This window comes from Paenibacillus sp. 4624 (assembly GCF_050435065.1).
GTDB classification, from domain to species: domain Bacteria; phylum Bacillota; class Bacilli; order Paenibacillales; family Paenibacillaceae; genus Paenibacillus; species Paenibacillus amylolyticus_D.
Genome location: NZ_JBNDJR010000001.1, coordinates 789393 through 804304 on the forward strand (window position 1 = coordinate 789393; position 14912 = coordinate 804304).

Below are 14912 nucleotides of genomic sequence, written 5' to 3' on the forward strand. Positions count from 1 at the left end.
TATGATTAAAATTGCCCCATCGATATTATCAGCTGACTTTGCCAAGCTGGGTGCAGAGGTTGCCGAAGCACAAGCGGCAGGTGGAGATTGGATTCATGTTGACGTTATGGACGGGCACTTCGTCCCTAATATTACACTCGGTCCTGCTATTGTAAAGGCCATTGCACCTCATACAACGCTGCCGCTTGACGTTCATCTGATGATTGAGAATCCGGAACGGTACGTGGAAGAGTTCGCTAAAGCCGGCGCAGCGGTGATTACAGTTCATGCTGAGGCGTGCGTGCATCTGCACCGTGTCATTCATCTCATTAAAGAGCAGGGAATTATGGCCGGGGTTGCTCTTAATCCTGGCACTCCAGCAAGTGCCATTCAGGAAGTATTGGATGATGTAGATATGGTTCTTGTCATGACTGTGAATCCTGGTTTTGGCGGACAAGCATTTATTTCCGGTACGATGAACAAAATCAGGCAAATTCGCACATGGCTGAACGAGAGAGGGCGTCATGACGTACATATCGAGGTAGACGGCGGTATTGCTGCAGATACAGCTCCACTCGTTGTGGAAGCAGGCGCCGACGTTCTGGTCGCGGGCAGTGCTGTATTCGGACGAGAAGACCGCGCCGCTGCAATTGCCGAGATTCGTAGCAGTTACGAGGGTTAATTCATGACTTTCAAAGAGACGTTGCTGACAATGGCGGGGAGCATGATTACGGGCCTGGTGCTTGCACTGTTTTCAGTTCTCCAGGCTCCATTCAATGCGCTCACGTCGTTAATTGGGGTTGCTGTAGTTATCATGTATTTCCGAAAGTTTGATCGGAAGGGACATCGGATTACTTTTGTCATTTTCAGCATACTGTATTATCTCATGAGTGTTTTTATGATCGCTGTTTATCAGTACATCCCTACTCAAACGTAAATGGGCTGATCTCAGGCTTGTCATTGTGGAATAGGGACAGCAGGTTCCGCATAAATATGGTTACATGAGCAGGTTTCTCATGTAGCCTTTTTTGTCGTGTTTGGGTGAAAAAGGCCTGAAGCATAGGATACGGCGGATGCATGAGCATGATGGGGAGGGTGAAGTATGAAATTTTACACATTCAAACTGCCGAAGTTTTTGGGAGGGTTTGTAAAGGCGATCCTGAATACGTTTCAAAAGAACTGATCTGATTAACAGCACAGTTAGTCGAATACCGCCGTTTTGGCTCCACGCTCATCTGGAGAACCAGATCTGTATGATGTGCCATGCGGCGGCCATTCCTGTGTGTGGGACATGTGCTTTTTTTGAACACCAAAAAAGCACCTGCAAGGAACAAGGTGCTTTTTGCTTACCCGATTTATAGTAGCTTTGCGTGATTATACGCGAGTCACTTTACCGGCTTTCAGTGCACGGGTGCTTACGTATACACGTTTTGGTTTGCCGTTCACGAGAATACGAACCTTCTGAACGTTTACGCCCCAAGAACGACGGTTACGGTTGTTAGCGTGGGATACGTGGTTACCGGTGCCCGGTTTCTTACCTGTCACATAACATTTGCGAGACATAGATTACACCTCCTATCCTAAAATAACCAGTGCCTTTGGGAGAGACAAACGTCATTCCATAAGGACTTAATTGTTCTTTCCTGATCCTAAAGACCAGGCTTCAGTAGCTAATGGGTTGTTCAAGCCGGCGTGGCCGGATCATTTCCATTACTTAACCTGCATAAAACAATACTTAAATATAATATCATAATCAAAAAAGCTTCGTCAACTGATCCAAAAACTTTATTTATTTCTCTTGTCTAATATAGTACAATGTTGAATAGTCCATAGTACAGCCATGAACAGGCTGTTGCCGCGGGAAGCCGGAGAAAAAACCGTACGTAGAGGTTGGAGGTTTGCTTTTTTGGCAACGCTGTGAGATGCGGCATTCCATCATTGGCACCAGTCTCCATGCGGCATTCATGTCGGCTTCTGATACCGGTGCATATCCCTATGCCCTCACAACGGGTTGCAGAGAATGCAGGAATTGGTAGCCCGGCCGCCCAGACCGTTAATCCGGCTGACATGTTGTATTGTATGCCTGTGCCGGACAAGGTATGGACGAAGAATAACGCAGCCGCGTTAGCGCATGAACAGACCAAATTGATTCTTGGTGCAAGTTGTTCGTGTATCAAGCTAGGAAGGGGAATTCTCACTTGAGTATACGTTCTTTAAATGGAACAGATTTCACCGCAATGGTTCTCGCCGGAGCGGAACAACTAGGGCAGCACGCAGAACATGTCAATTCCCTGAATGTTTTCCCTGTGCCGGATGGTGACACGGGAACAAATATGAATTTGACAATGACTGCTGGTGTTGCAGAGATCAAAAGAAAGAGTTCTGCTTCCATCGGAGAAGCTGCTGCAATATTATCCAAGGGCTTGCTTATGGGTGCGCGCGGAAATTCAGGGGTTATTTTATCCCAGTTGTTCCGTGGATTCAGCCGTTCAGCAGCTCCTTATGAAGAATTGAATACGATTCAATTCGCAGCCGCCCTGCAAAATGGTGTTGACGCAGCATACAAAGCTGTAGTTAAACCTGTGGAGGGAACCATTCTTACCGTAGCGAAAGAAGCGGCTAAACATGCCAGCTACTATGCAAGACGGACGAATGATATCACTGAATTAATGAATGAAGTTCTATTAAAAGCAAAAGAAGCACTGGCGATGACTCCAGAGATGCTGCCTGTTTTAAAGCAGGTTGGTGTGGTGGATTCGGGTGGTCAGGGTCTTGTATATATTTACGAAGGATTTATGGAAGTGCTATTGAAAACGGACGGTAGTTCACTTGTCTCCATGCAAAAGGAGTCTGCTTCTTCAGTAGCGGCAACGGTGAAAACGCCTGCAATAGAACCAGTTGCAACGAAGGCAGCACAGGTAATTACGCCTGAGATGCCCTTATCAGCTCAGGCCAGATTGGAAACAGAAGATATTGAATTCCTGTACGACATGGAGTTTTTCATCAATCGTGAGCTTGGCGAGAATGCAGGAGCAGCATTTGATGAAGAGTTGTTCCGGAAAGCGTTGTCAAAAAATGGAGATTCGATCATCATCATTGCAGACGATGAAGTGATCAAGGTTCATGTGCATTCCAAGACACCTGGTGATGTATTGAATCTGGCTTTGAAATATGGAGAGATTACACAAATTCATATTCTGAATATGCGTGAACAGCACCGGGACCTGCTGAGCGCGGGCATGGATATCGCAGCTTCACCTGATCTCTTTGCTGAAATTCCGCAAGAGAAGACAAGCACATTGGAAGAAGCGGTGCTTCCGGCTGATGAAATGGCACCTTATGGCTTTATTGCGGTTTCTTCCGGTGACGGCATTGCGGAAATTTTCAAAAGTCTGGGTGTAGATGTGGTGATGTCTGGTGGTCAGACGATGAACCCAAGCACAGAAGATTTTGTAAAAGCCGTTCGTTCGATTGCGGCGGATCAAATCTTTATTTTGCCGAATAACTCCAACATCGTGCTTGCAGCAGAACAGGCTCGTGAATTGCTGGAGAATGAGCGCCGGATTACGGTTATTCCAAGCAAGACCATTCCACAAGGGATGGCAGCGGCATTTGCTTTCCAGGAGGATGAGTCTGCAGAAACGAATCGTGAACAGATGCTGGAAGCCATTAGCCGGGTGCAGTCTGGACAAGTGACACATGCCGTTCGGGATACACAGTATGATGAACTGGATATCAAAGCGGGTAATTATATCGGTATTTATAACTCCAAAATTGTTGCGACAGATGAGAGCATGCTTCATGCTTGTGAGGGTCTGCTTGGACAGATGATGGAGAGCGGCGATGAAGTGGTAACGGTTCTTGAAGGAGAAGAGGCTGACGCTGAAATTACGGCTTCTCTTGTATCCTGGTTGGAAGAACAGTATCCTGATGCTGAAGTCGAGGTACATCAGGGAGGACAGCCGGTTTACTATTATCTGTTCTCGGTAGAGTCCTAATTGCGGTTGTTTCACAAGCCAATCACTATCGATTCTAGACGCTGAACGAATGACTTGTTAAACAAGCACGATAGCACTTGATGTGAAGAGGAGGAGAGCCTGTGAGCCACAAGGTTGCGATTGTAACGGACAGTACGGCGGATATTCCTGAGGAACTGGTTCGTAAATACGGTATACATGTGGTTCCCTTGCGTGTGTTGTTCGGGGAAGAAAACTATGCGGATGGAGTGGAGCTGACGTCGGAGCAGTTTTACGACAAGTTAAGGCAGAGCGCAGTCCTGCCTACCACTTCACAGCCTTCTCCTACCGATTTTATGGACGTGTACCAGCGTTTGCTGGACGAAAACCCGGACAGACCTATCGTATCTATACACTTGTCTTCAGGCATGAGTGGTACGTATCAATCGGCGATGCTCGGCAAGTCGCTTCTGGAACGCGAAGCCGATCTTACGGTCATTGATTCAAAATCGGCTTCCTACGGGTATGGTTTAATGGTTGTGCATGCTGCCGAGCTTGCCGAACAAGGCAAGTCTGTAGCGGAGATTGCAGCTGCCGCTCAGGCGATGCAGCAGTCCCGCAAGCTGTTTTTTCTGGTGGATACGCTGGAGTATTTGCAGAAAGGCGGACGGATTGGCAAGGCCTCAGCGATCTTGGGAACGCTGCTAAACATCAAACCGCTCCTATCTATCGATGAAGAAGGCGTAATCTACGCCGTAGAGAAAGTCAGAGGTCATAAAAAGGCCATGGCACGTATTATTGAACTGTTTCAGAAGGATCTGGCTGGGAAGCGAGTCAACCTGGCTGTAGGTCATACGGCCGATCCCGCGTCAGCAGTGGCTTGTGCGGAACAGTTGCGAGGTCATTTTACACTGAATGAAGTGATTTATACGAATATCGGTGCCGTTATCGGTAGTCATGTCGGACCCGGTGTTATTGCTATCTTTATGTGGCCTGTTCCGGAATGAGGGATTAGATATGAATTTGGAAGAAATATCAGTCAAGCAAATTAACGGCGTGAGTGCTCTCAAAGAGGGAGAGCTTCACGCCTTTGGCATCTCTAGTGTGAAAGACTTGCTGGAGTATTATCCGTTTCGTTATGAAGATTATCGTCTGCGTTCGCTTAGCGAGGTGAAGGACGGAGACAAAATCACGGTGCAAGGTCAGGTTATGGGTGTTCCAGTGTTGCAACGTTACGGCAAAAAGTCTCGTCTGACTTGCAAGATTATGACGGAAGAGTGGATGATTACGGCAACGTGGTTTAACCGCCATTTTCTCAAAGACCAGCTTACGCCCAACCGGGAAATTGTGCTTACAGGGAAATGGGAACAAAAGCGTATGCAGCTTACCGTATCTGATTCGGAATTTCCGGATAAAGGGGATGGACGTTCAGGTACACTGCAGCCTGTCTATTCCGTCACGGGTAAGGTCACGCAGCAGTGGATGCGTAAGACGATTAATCAGGGATTAGTTCAGTACGGTGAGATGATCCCCGAGATTTTGCCACAAGCATTGATTAAAAAATATAATCTGATGCCACGCAAGCAGGCTATTGCGGGCATTCATCGTCCGCAAGACAATCAGGAAGGTCAGCGGGCCAGACAGCGCATGGTCTATGAGGAGTTGTTTTTGTTCCAACTTAAAATGCAGGCGTTTCGTGCGTTAAATCGAAACCGAATGGATGGCATGGTACATACGACGGACAATACGACGATTCGAGAGTTTGTACGTAGCCTGCCGTTTGAGTTGACGGATGCGCAGAAGAAGGTGGAACTTGAAATATTACATGACATGCGTTCACCCTATGCGATGAATCGATTGCTGCAAGGTGACGTAGGTTCTGGTAAAACGGTGATTGCAGCCATTGCACTTTATACGACGGTGCGCTCCGGTTTTCAAGGAGCACTTATGGTGCCGACTGAGATTCTGGCAGAGCAGCATATGCGCTCTTTGCAGAAGCTGTTTGAGCCTTTTGGCGTGACGGTGGGTCTGTTAACGGGCAGTGTAAACGGGCGCAAACGTAAGGACTTGATCGCCTCATTGCAGATGGGGATGCTGGATATTGTTGTGGGTACACACGCCCTGATTCAGGAAGATGTTTTTTTCCGGGAGCTGGGCCTTGTGGTTACGGACGAGCAGCATCGCTTCGGGGTGAATCAGCGCAGCGTTTTGAGACGTAAAGGCTATAATCCTGACGTATTAACGATGACCGCTACGCCGATTCCCCGGACACTTGCGATTACGGCTTTTGGTGATATCGAGGTATCGACGATATCGGAGCGGCCGAAGGGACGGATTCCGATATCCACGTATTGGGTGAAGCATGACATGATGGAGCGAGTGCTTGGTTTTATTTCGAGAGAGGTAGACCAGGGGCGTCAGGCTTATCTGATTTGCCCGCTGATCGAAGAGTCGGAAAAGCTGGATGTGCAGAATGCGATTGATTTGCATGTGCAGATGCAGCAAAATTTCCCGAAATACAAAGTAGGACTGCTCCATGGGCGAATGACGGCTGCGGAAAAAGAAGAAATGATGCGCGAATTCTACAGCAATGACATTCAGTTGCTGGTGTCTACCACGGTTGTAGAAGTGGGGGTCGATGTGCCTAACGCCACACTGATGGTGATTATGGACGCAGACCGTTTTGGTTTGTCCCAGCTGCATCAGCTCCGGGGTCGCGTTGGACGTGGTGCGCATGCATCCTATTGTGTACTGATCGCTGATCCTAAGACAGAGGTTGGGCAGGAACGGATGAAGGTCATGACCGAAACCGAGGATGGATTCGAGGTATCACGGCGTGATTTGGATCTCCGGGGGCCGGGTGATTTCTTTGGCACCAAACAGAGCGGATTGCCTGAATTCCGACTGGCCGATATGGTGGCGGATTTTGCTGTACTGGAGCAGGCGCGGGATGATGTATCCGCACTGATTGCGGATGCTACGTTCTGGACTTCAGTTGACTATACACCACTACGTGATTTTCTTCAGCAACAGCAGGTGTTCAAGGGCGATCTGATAGATTAAGCGCTGGATGTGGAATGTGGACAAGCAGTTTGGAAGCGTAAGGTTGCGTAATTGAGATACGTGGCCTGAATGCGTAATGAGATGAGTAACCTGAAATCATAACGTGATATCGTAAAGTGAAGCGTAAAGTAAATGCTAAACCTGAATGTGTTACTTCAAAGCTTAATTTAGATGTACTAGATTTGTTTCAAAGCATGTTTTGTAAAAAGTGACAAGTGACCAAGCCCTCCCGACATATGAATAAGAAGTGAGTTCATTTTTTGGGAGGTGCTGTACGTTTTGGGTTACCAACAATATGGAATCAGTCCGCAGCTGGTGGAGCGGATCAAACTAAAGATGAAAAATCCTGCGGTCAAAGAGCGGATTAAAAAGCTGATTGATGGCGTGACCAAGGCAGATTTGCAGGATAAGGCGAAGGTCCGCAGGCTGATCAAATCGTCGGCAGTCATTATGAATGAGAACTTCTCACCTGCACAGGAAGAGCAGTTTGTCAATTTTGTCATCGCGCAGAAGATTGATCCGAACAATACGTTCCATTTGATTAAGCTGTGGGGCATGTTCAGGTAAAGTTGAATGTGATGGTGTTACTTCAAAAAAGACGGGGGTTTACATGGGGCATTCCGAGTGCAGTACCATCTTCCGAGTGCTGTTATCCCCGAATTTTTTGTGAATTACCCTCTATAAGGGTAAAATCCGGTGATAAAGGCGAACGCTCCACTTCTTTAGGCTATTTCTGTCCTCTCGGTTAATGTGTAAACGAACATTCTTTTGAAAGGCTACTTTACATTCAAGTGGAATGGTCATGTAAAGAGTAATGTAAAGAAGGGTGTTTCATCAGTCATGTGTGACTTGATGAAATGCCTTTTTTTGAATTTTGACAGAGGGTAACCTTTTGCTTTCCTCCAATTGGAAAGGGAGACTGCAACATCAAGTAAAGTAGACATAACGTCACAGTACCTGATGCGAGATGTGTGACGGTTATCGGGCTCTGTTATTTTTTTGATAGAATGTGGAGGAAATTAGATTGGGAATGTTTAAAATGCTGAGAGGGCAGAAGGGAGCTTGGTTTTTCTAACGATCACCAGAGACGCTATTTAGGGTATATCACACCTTTTTATTTTCTAACGATCACAGGATAGCTTATTTGAGTCGTTTGGCGCTAAAATGGGTTTGTTTTTTCTGTTTTTCCTGAAATAAGCTCTCTGGTGATCGTTACAATTTCAGAAGACTCTTTTTCGCCCAAATAAGCTTATCTGAGATCGTTAGAAGTTGGAGTGGTTCTAACTTTGTACTGTTACTGTTTCCGGAATTCCTCGGGTGTCAGTCCGGTCACTTTTTTGAATACGCGGAAGAAGTATTTTGGATTATCGTAACCGAGCTGCTTGGCAATACGATAGACTTTATCCTCGGTCAAGGTTAAGGCGCGCTTTGCTTGCTCGATACGCAGGCGGTTAACGTAATCTGTGAAGTTCTCGCCGTGTTTTTCTTTAAACAGATAGCTGAGATAGCTTGGATTGAGGTAAAAAAGGGAGGAGACCCATTCCAGCGTTAAATTTTTGGCATAATGAATATCGATATATTTCCTGACGTTGTCGATAACCTGATCGGATCGATAAGGATTATATTCTTGAAGCAGTAGTGCTGTCCCTGTCAACACCTTGTCCATATACTGACGAATGGATTCCATATCAAATGAAATGTCAAGCACGGCTTCGAGACTGGAGGAAGCATTTCCGTTGCCGCTGCTACCGCTTTGCAAATAATGTTGCAACAATCGTTTCGTTTCAGCCACGATGTCCCGGCATTGCTCTTTCAAGTGTGCAAGTAATGCATCAGGCTGCTGGAGAAAGAAAGCAAAGAAATCAGCGATTAACTCCTGAACTTTGGATACACTACCGCTTTCAATGGAAAACAGCAATTCATGCGACCGGTTCCAGCGCAAGGAAGACAACGTGCTGTTCTCCTCTGTATAGGTGTAACACTTACCGAAATCGGTAATGGAACGTTGATCGAGAGCCAGAATGCTTTGATGGTGAGCATCACGAATACGACTTACATTGGATAGAGGAAGACTGATTCCGATACAACATTCGGTTGTTGTTGTTTCTGCAAGGATACGCTCCGTATATAGGACGGCATGTTTCTGCAGTTCAGTAACTGTGCCAGCCTGATTATACATCATCAGAAAAACAAGTTGTTCTGATTGGGGATGCGGGATATAGAGACTTTGCGGAAAAGAAGGAAGATGCTCTACGATGCAGGGTTTAGGACTATAGATCATCATAAACAGGAGTAGCTCGGCTTCCAGAAGGACCGCGAATTCGCGGGAACGGAATACAGGGCGCTTCGCGGGCAGATGTGGACTCAGCACAACATGGAGAAAAGTTTGCTGGTCAGCATCGATTTTCATTTGTTCTGTCTCTACAGTCAGTTGAACAACCTCTTGTTTCAGCGAGCGCTCCTGTTCAAGTGTTAGAATCGCTTGTTGCAAGGCACGTTGAACTTCGTCCCGGCTAAATGGTTTAAGCAGGTAGTTGACTACCTTGGCCGAGATGGCCTCCTGCATATAATCAAAATCAGTATGGCCACTAATCACAATCAGTTTGATATGAGGAAAACGCTGACTCACCGTTCGAATCAACCATTGCCCATCCATCTCGGGCATACGCATATCGGTGAAGACAATATCAGGACTAGAGGATTCGATCAATTCCAATGCATCGGCTCCATTGTCAGCTTCACCAAGCAGCGTCAACTTATGCTCCGATGCCTCCAGTTTTTTTAACAGACCTTTACGAATCAAATGTTCGTCATCCACAACGATAAACGTATACATAGCGTTCACCTCTACTCTCAAAGACTTGGAATCTCTACGATAATTCGGGTTCCTCGATCAACCTCACTGTGAAAAGTCAACCCGTACCCGTCTCCATAATACAGAACAATTCGTGAATGTACGTTTTTGATGCCAATGCTCTGCTTGAGCCTTTGACCGACAGAAATGAATTCCGGCGGCTGTGATAGCATCTGCCTCAGCTCATCTGCCTGTTCGGGTGGAATGCCTACGCCGTCATCGCATACTTCAAAGATGATTCGTTCATCTTGAACTTTGCCGGTAATCATAATTGTGCCGTTGCCACGTTTGTTCTCCAGGCCGTGATAAATTGCATTTTCCACGAGCGGTTGCAACAGCAGTTTCAACATATAGCGGTTTTGGATCTTAGGCTCTACGTAAAGCTCAAAGTTGATTTTATCACCATACCTGATTTGCTGGATGGCCATATAATTTTCAACATGTTGCAGCTCTTCGTTGATGGTGACGCGCTCACTATCTGTTTTGATGCTGTAGCGGAACATATCGCCGAGTGACTTGGTCATAACGACAATGCTTTCGACCTCTTCAATCTCTGCAATACTGTTGATTGACTCCAGAGTATTGTATAAGAAGTGAGAATTGATCTGTGCTTCGAGTGCTTTCATCTGTGAATCGAGTGTCAGGATTTTATTTTGATAGCTCTCTCGAATATGGGTATCAATATCCTTCATCATTTTATTGAATTCATGATAGAGGATTCCGATTTCATCCACATGTTTGCTTTTTTGCGGTCTGATTTTCACAAACTGATGTGATTTGGTCTTACGCATCATTTTGGTTAATTCAATGATTGGCTTGGTAATCAGATTGGACAAGAAAAAGGATAATAGCAGAAAGATGAGAGCACAGCTTACAGCAACATACAAAAATAGCTTTTGTGAGATGTTGTACTGCTCGTAGAGTCGTTCAAGAGAAATGTTGGCAATCACATTCCAGTTATGTCCAGGCACCTTTTGCATAACGGTCATGATCTTATCCTGAATAGTTTTATACTGTGAGCTACTGTTCACTTGCTCCATTGCCGCATTAAAGCTGGCAGGAAGCGGGTGGTCGATCTGATCTCTTTCCGTGGAGTAGAGTATTTTTCCCTGATCGTCAGCCAAGTACAGGTTGGATAGACTAGGCGCAGGATTGCGTTTCAGTCCATCAAAAATGTTCATACCGCAATCCAGCATGAATACGCCGAGAAACTCATGATTGTTCGGATCGTAAAGGGCTCTGGAGAAACTGATCGACTGCTTAGCATTTATAATATAAGGTTTAACGCCCACCTCACCAACATATAAATCGCCTTTGCGCTGAATGGTGTCGAGATACCATTGATCCTGAAGACCAACGTAGTCTAAACGCAGATCTGTGCCACTGCTTCCGTAACTAATCCATTTTCCATCCGGTGTGAAGAGATACAGACCATTAATGTAATTGTATCCGAGCAAAATGTTTTCAAAGATCAGCTTGAGCTTGCTGCGTATCATAAAAATTTCGTACTGATCATTCGTATTTTTAAGCTTCGTTAATTCATCACTAACCGTGCTGTAAGCGGTTGCATTAGAAGACTGCTGAAGAAGAGTGACCGAAATTCGATCAATATTTTGCAAAATCTCTTCCATGCTCTTGACCGAATTGCCAATCGTTGTGGATGTGATCAGTGAAGTCTGCTCATTCACCAGCTTCGTATAACTTCGATAGGAACTCAGGGATACAACGATAATAGGTATGATCGACACAAGAACGAGGATCAGAAATAGTTTAGTTTTGATGTTGAACAGAATCATACGTGCTCCCCCTGCGAATGTCAATTCTAAAAATAGTGCACCACACAAGCTAAAGTAAATGTACTGATGAAGGCCGTATGATGAAAATGTGCACAAAGCAAGAATAAACATGAATCGGGGGAATGACAAGATGAAAAATAGAAAACAACTGTGGCCTTTGACTTTAGTGCTGCTAATGACGTTCCTTAGCGCATGTAGTTCTGCCAGTCAGGAACAGGGAAGTTCCGACAGCAGTGGGGGAGCGAATGATTCTGCCAAACCGATAACCTTGACGATGATGCTCTCAGGAAACAAGGCGTCGGAAGGGGAGGACTTCGAACTCGAAACGTTGCCTCGTTTAGTCAAAGAAAAGTTCCCAGACATCACGCTTGAGGTTCAGAAGCTTCCTGATGACCAGTACAATACCTCGGTACGAACGAAACTGGCAGCTGGACAGGGACCGGATATTTTCTGGATTTTTCCGAAAAATTCAGCAGGTGGAGTCGTTGATTTTGCCAAAGCCGGGTTTGCCGCTGATTTGTCTGATTTGAAGTTCTGGGATAACATCACTCAAGGTGCGAAGGATGATATGTCTATAGACGGCAAGCCCTACGGCGTATCGGGTGGTATTGCATTTCTGGGGGCTTATTACAATAAGGAACTGCTACAACAGGTCGGTTACTCCGAATTTCCGAAAGACTGGCCTTCCTTTCTTGAATTGTGCCAGAAGCTGAAAGAGGCAGGAATTACACCGATTGCTATGGGAGATAAAGATCCTTGGGTGATCCAATTTGGAATGTACCAGATCGCCGCAAATACGGTATACCCGGATGATATGGACTTTGATGTAAAGCTGCAAAAAGGTGAGAAATCATTGACTGATCCAAAGTGGGTTGAAACGATCTCAAGGTATAAAGAGCTGTACGACAAAGGTTACGTGGTGAAAAACTCACTGGGTATTGGCAGTGCACAATCTGCGCAGCTGTTCATTGATGGCAAAGCAGCGATGACATTGACCGGCACATGGGATTACGCTTCCATGACATCCAAAGGTGCAGCCGATTTCACTCGCGGATTCTCTTCCCTTCCAGGCAATGATTCTGGCAAACCAGTATATGTATCTGCTGCAACATCGGCAGGTTATGCACTCAATGCGAAATCAGCCAATCTGGATGCAGCGAAGCAAGTGCTGAATTATCTGTTTGACGGACAGTCAGAATTATTCAAAGCTTTTGTGGCTTCCAACAGTTCCATCAGTGTGTACAAGGGAGTGACATTAGAGAAGGAATTGTTCAAGGAAGTGAATGACAACTATCAGCAAACAGGCAACTCCGTATATTTTAGCAATCAGATGTGGCCTGCGGGAGTATCGGATGTCATGCAAGCCAAATTCGCAGAAGTTATCGCTGGACAAAAGACAACACCTGAAGAGGTCGCGGCTGCGATGGAAAGAAAATTTAGAGAGCTGTGGAAAAACTAGAATTAAACGATCTGTCTGTTGCCAGGGAAGGGCATTTCAGCTACTGCTCTGGCTTACAGTCTTCTAGGATTGGAGAGGATGGAGCAAGATGAACTCGACTGTCATGAAAAAGTCTATGTACTGGTTTGCTGTGCCTGCATTACTTTTTTACCTGACGTTCTGGATTTTCCCGATTCTGCGATTATTCCAGTACAGTATAACGGACTATAACGGATATGCTCAGGCGTATAGCTATATTGGATTGGACAATTACCAAGATTTGTTTCGCGGGGATGTTCTCGGCGTATCGTTGAAAAACACACTGATTTATACGTTTGTTACGGTTGTCGTGGGTAATCTAATTGGTTTGGCGATGGCCTTGCTATTAAATATGAAAATAAGAGGAACCGGAATCTACCGTTCTTTGGCTTATATTCCTACGTTATTCAGCGCAATCGTTGTGGGATTTCTCTGGAGTTACGTGTACATGCCGGATTACGGGCTGATCTCTTCTTTTTTGAATAAACTGGGTATTGCCAATGAACTGAATTTCCTCGGTGATTACTCAACAGCCTTGTATTCCATCATCTTTGTGGAAATCTGGAAAACCATCGGGACTACGATGATTATTTTCCTAGCCGGTCTGCAAACCGTTCCGAATGATCTGTTAGAAGCTGGTCGGATCGACGGATGTGGTCCTTGGCGGTTGTTGCGACATGTGAAAATACCTCTTCTGGCAACGGCTATTACCATTAATGTAACCCTTAGCTTGATCAATGGGCTTAAAGCGTTTGACTTTCCGTTTATCATGACCAATGGCGGTCCGGGTACAGCGACGAATACGTTAATCTTTTCGATCTATAAAATGGCATTTACCGAGCAGCTCTTTGGCAAGGCTTCTGCGCTTGGTGTCGTATCCTTTGCAGTAATTATCGTTATTACGGCAGTATTTGTACTGAAAATGAACAAGCGGGAGGTGTCGGCATGACTTCTCGTAAATGGATGGGAAAAGGGTTTACCCAGCTCGCTGTCATTCTGATTATGGCGCTGAATCTGATTCCACTGATCATTGCTTTTTCGACTTCACTGCGGGATCCGAAAGATAACACCAATCCGCTTGTCCTGTTTCAAGGTATGTCTCTGGCAAGTTATACAGCTGCCTTCGAGCGTATGCATTTTCTGGATGCCTTATGGAACAGCGTTGTGTTAACTGGAGTATCGGTCATCTTTGTTGTTCTGTTCGCGGCGATGGCTTCATATCCAATGGCTCGGCTGAAAACAAAGCTCAGCAAGTTTATGTATTTGTTTTTTCTGTCCGGGCTCGTGGTGCCTGCTCAGATGGTGTTGATCCCTATTGTACAGATGATTAATGCGCTTCATATTCCGACGAACCAGTATACTCCGATCTTTATGTTTATAACCTGCAGCTTGCCGTTTTCTACCTTTCTTTATACCGGATTTATTCGCAGTGGTGTACCTGAAGAGGTAGAAGAAGCTGCACATATGGATGGCGCCGGATTATTCCAGCGTTTCTGGACGGTTGTTTTTCCGCTGCTTATTCCAGTCACGGTGTCCGTTATTATTACGCAGGGAGTATGGATCTGGAACGATTACTTTTTTAATATGATTTTTATTTCCGGAGCCGGACAATCACCTTTACCTCTGGCGATGCTTGGGTTTATGGGGGATCAGCAAAACCCGACACAATGGAATGTATTGTTCGCAGCTTGCTTTCTGTGTGCACTGCCGCTGCTGCTGGTCTTTTTATTTTTACAAAAATACTTTGTTGGCGGTATGACGGTTGGTGCAGTTAAAGGTTAAGGAGG

The 14912-nt window shown here is 45.7% G+C and carries 14 protein-coding genes; 11 read left to right on the forward strand and 3 right to left on the reverse strand.

Annotated elements, in window-relative coordinates; genetic code table 11:
- Position 1 precedes the first annotated feature (1 nt).
- The 3 genes from rpe to spoVM all read left to right on the forward strand — a co-directional run bounded on the left by rpe (position 2) and on the right by spoVM (position 1162).
- Positions 2 to 661 (forward strand): ribulose-phosphate 3-epimerase, encoded by a 660-nt coding sequence (gene rpe / locus ABIE27_RS03565; RefSeq protein ID WP_123062354.1) that lies wholly within the window; start codon positions 2 to 4, stop codon positions 659 to 661.
- Positions 662 to 664: 3 nt separating this feature from the next.
- Entirely contained in the window at positions 665 to 916 is a 252-nt protein-coding gene (locus ABIE27_RS03570; protein WP_090923633.1) for a hypothetical protein, read from the forward strand.
- 165 nt (positions 917 to 1081) lie between these two features.
- The gene (gene spoVM / locus ABIE27_RS03575) at positions 1082 to 1162 is read left to right on the forward strand and encodes a stage V sporulation protein SpoVM (RefSeq protein ID WP_019424875.1); all 81 of its coding nucleotides are present in this window, start codon (positions 1082 to 1084) and stop codon (positions 1160 to 1162) included.
- Between the two features lie 191 nt (positions 1163 to 1353).
- On the opposite strand, the gene rpmB is transcribed toward spoVM, so the two are convergent.
- Positions 1354 to 1542, reverse strand: a complete 189-nt coding sequence (gene rpmB / locus ABIE27_RS03580) for a 50S ribosomal protein L28 (RefSeq protein ID WP_024631107.1) — start codon at positions 1540 to 1542, stop codon at positions 1354 to 1356.
- A 432-nt stretch (positions 1543 to 1974) separates the two neighbouring features.
- Between rpmB and ABIE27_RS03585 the strand changes: the two genes are divergently transcribed.
- From ABIE27_RS03585 to ABIE27_RS03605, 5 genes are all read left to right on the forward strand, one after another.
- The gene (locus ABIE27_RS03585) at positions 1975 to 2181 is read left to right on the forward strand and encodes a hypothetical protein (protein WP_123062353.1); all 207 of its coding nucleotides are present in this window, start codon (positions 1975 to 1977) and stop codon (positions 2179 to 2181) included.
- Positions 2178 to 3977 (forward strand): DAK2 domain-containing protein, encoded by a 1800-nt coding sequence (locus ABIE27_RS03590; protein ID WP_123062352.1) that lies wholly within the window; start codon positions 2178 to 2180, stop codon positions 3975 to 3977. Before ABIE27_RS03585 ends, ABIE27_RS03590 begins: the two co-directional genes overlap by 4 nt.
- Before the next feature lie 101 nt (positions 3978 to 4078).
- Positions 4079 to 4942 (forward strand): DegV family protein, encoded by an 864-nt coding sequence (locus ABIE27_RS03595; RefSeq protein WP_429349910.1) that lies wholly within the window; start codon positions 4079 to 4081, stop codon positions 4940 to 4942.
- 10 nt (positions 4943 to 4952) lie between these two features.
- Positions 4953 to 6998: an ATP-dependent DNA helicase RecG gene (gene recG / locus ABIE27_RS03600; protein ID WP_123062350.1), complete on the forward strand. Its 2046-nt coding sequence runs from the start codon at positions 4953 to 4955 to the stop codon at positions 6996 to 6998.
- A gap of 279 nt (positions 6999 to 7277) precedes the next feature.
- Complete coding sequence (locus tag ABIE27_RS03605; RefSeq protein WP_123062349.1) at positions 7278 to 7565, forward strand: stage VI sporulation protein F; 288 nt, start codon at positions 7278 to 7280, stop codon at positions 7563 to 7565.
- 727 nt (positions 7566 to 8292) lie between these two features.
- Here the strand turns inward: ABIE27_RS03605 and ABIE27_RS03610 are convergent.
- Together ABIE27_RS03610 and ABIE27_RS03615 are read right to left on the reverse strand one after the other, a co-directional pair.
- Complete coding sequence (locus ABIE27_RS03610; RefSeq protein WP_429349911.1) at positions 8293 to 9834, reverse strand: response regulator transcription factor; 1542 nt, start codon at positions 9832 to 9834, stop codon at positions 8293 to 8295.
- Between the two features lie 17 nt (positions 9835 to 9851).
- The gene (locus ABIE27_RS03615; RefSeq protein ID WP_429349912.1) at positions 9852 to 11648 is read right to left on the reverse strand and encodes a sensor histidine kinase; all 1797 of its coding nucleotides are present in this window, start codon (positions 11646 to 11648) and stop codon (positions 9852 to 9854) included.
- Positions 11649 to 11778: 130 nt separating this feature from the next.
- Here ABIE27_RS03615 and ABIE27_RS03620 point away from each other — a divergent pair, with 130 nt between their 5' ends.
- The 3 genes from ABIE27_RS03620 to ABIE27_RS03630 all read left to right on the forward strand — a co-directional run bounded on the left by ABIE27_RS03620 (position 11779) and on the right by ABIE27_RS03630 (position 14907).
- Entirely contained in the window at positions 11779 to 13107 is a 1329-nt protein-coding gene (locus tag ABIE27_RS03620) for an ABC transporter substrate-binding protein (RefSeq protein WP_123062346.1), read from the forward strand.
- A gap of 103 nt (positions 13108 to 13210) precedes the next feature.
- The gene (locus ABIE27_RS03625) at positions 13211 to 14074 is read left to right on the forward strand and encodes a carbohydrate ABC transporter permease (RefSeq protein ID WP_429349913.1); all 864 of its coding nucleotides are present in this window, start codon (positions 13211 to 13213) and stop codon (positions 14072 to 14074) included.
- Positions 14071 to 14907 carry a carbohydrate ABC transporter permease gene (locus ABIE27_RS03630; RefSeq protein WP_123062344.1) on the forward strand — a complete coding sequence of 279 codons (837 nt, stop codon included), beginning with the start codon at positions 14071 to 14073 and terminating at the stop codon, positions 14905 to 14907. Before ABIE27_RS03625 ends, ABIE27_RS03630 begins: the two co-directional genes overlap by 4 nt.
- Positions 14908 to 14912 lie beyond the last annotated feature (5 nt).

Bases quoted from the DNA above. Each gene is read 5' to 3' on its own strand.
- ABIE27_RS03630 (WP_123062344.1), top strand. From the start codon at position 14,071: ATGACTTCTCGTAAATGGATGGGAAAAGGGTTTACCCAGCTCGCTGTC.
- recG (WP_123062350.1), top strand. From the start codon at position 4,953: ATGAATTTGGAAGAAATATCAGTCAAGCAAATTAACGGCGTGAGTGCT.
- ABIE27_RS03615 (WP_429349912.1), bottom strand. From the start codon at position 11,648: ATGATTCTGTTCAACATCAAAACTAAACTATTTCTGATCCTCGTTCTT.
- ABIE27_RS03610 (WP_429349911.1), bottom strand. From the start codon at position 9,834: ATGTATACGTTTATCGTTGTGGATGACGAACATTTGATTCGTAAAGGT.
- rpe (WP_123062354.1), top strand. From the start codon at position 2: ATGATTAAAATTGCCCCATCGATATTATCAGCTGACTTTGCCAAGCTG.
- ABIE27_RS03625 (WP_429349913.1), top strand. From the start codon at position 13,211: ATGAAAAAGTCTATGTACTGGTTTGCTGTGCCTGCATTACTTTTTTAC.
- ABIE27_RS03570 (WP_090923633.1), top strand. From the start codon at position 665: ATGACTTTCAAAGAGACGTTGCTGACAATGGCGGGGAGCATGATTACG.
- ABIE27_RS03620 (WP_123062346.1), top strand. From the start codon at position 11,779: ATGAAAAATAGAAAACAACTGTGGCCTTTGACTTTAGTGCTGCTAATG.
- spoVM (WP_019424875.1), top strand. From the start codon at position 1,082: ATGAAATTTTACACATTCAAACTGCCGAAGTTTTTGGGAGGGTTTGTA.
- rpmB (WP_024631107.1), bottom strand. From the start codon at position 1,542: ATGTCTCGCAAATGTTATGTGACAGGTAAGAAACCGGGCACCGGTAAC.
- ABIE27_RS03585 (WP_123062353.1), top strand. From the start codon at position 1,975: ATGCCCTCACAACGGGTTGCAGAGAATGCAGGAATTGGTAGCCCGGCC.